The 563-nt window shown below is 79.6% G+C and carries 1 pseudogene; it reads right to left on the bottom strand.

The features are described from left to right. Positions 1-537: pseudogene (locus M878_RS99520) on the bottom strand (CHAT domain-containing protein); the annotation flags it as partial. Positions 538-563 lie beyond the last annotated feature (26 nt).

Genomic DNA, 563 nt, shown 5'->3' with positions numbered 1-563 from the left:
CAGGACGTGCACGCGTCCGTCGACGACCGCGAGTTCGGCCAGGCCGGCCTCGCCGAGGCGGTCCAGCAGCCGGGCCACGTCGAAGCGGTCGCCCTCGTGCGGGGCGGCCCCGCGGATGTGGCGGGTGCGGGAGCGGATCTCCCGCTCCAGGCGCCGCTGTTCGCGCTCCAGCGCGGGCACCGGGCGGCCCTCCATCCGGGCCTCCTCGGCGCGGGCCGCGATCTCCCGGTAGGCGGTCAGGCCGCTCAGCAGGGCAGGGTCGGCGGGCGGCCGGGTGGGCGGCGCGGACAGCACGGTCGCCCGCCAGCGCTCGCTCCACTCCAGCAGCCGGCGCGGGGTGCCGTGGGCGAGGCTCACCTCCTGGGCCAGCGCGGCCAGTTCGGCGCCCTGCGCGGTGACATGGGCCCGCAGTTCCGAGGCGCCGAGCGTCATCCGGTGGTCGTCCAGCACGTCCAGGCCGCACCGGCAGGCCTCCAGCACACCCCGCCGGGACCCGGCCGCCCGTGCCCGCAGCGCCTGCGCCGCCCAGCCCGTCACCCGGGCAGGCGGCGGCCCGCCGTGCC

Origin of the sequence: Streptomyces roseochromogenus subsp. oscitans DS 12.976 (genome assembly GCF_000497445.1) — a bacterium.
GTDB classification, from domain to species: Bacteria; Actinomycetota; Actinomycetes; order Streptomycetales; family Streptomycetaceae; genus Streptomyces; species Streptomyces oscitans.
The sequence above is the reverse complement of the archived record's forward strand: the minus strand, read 5'-3'. Positions and strand labels throughout refer to the sequence as shown.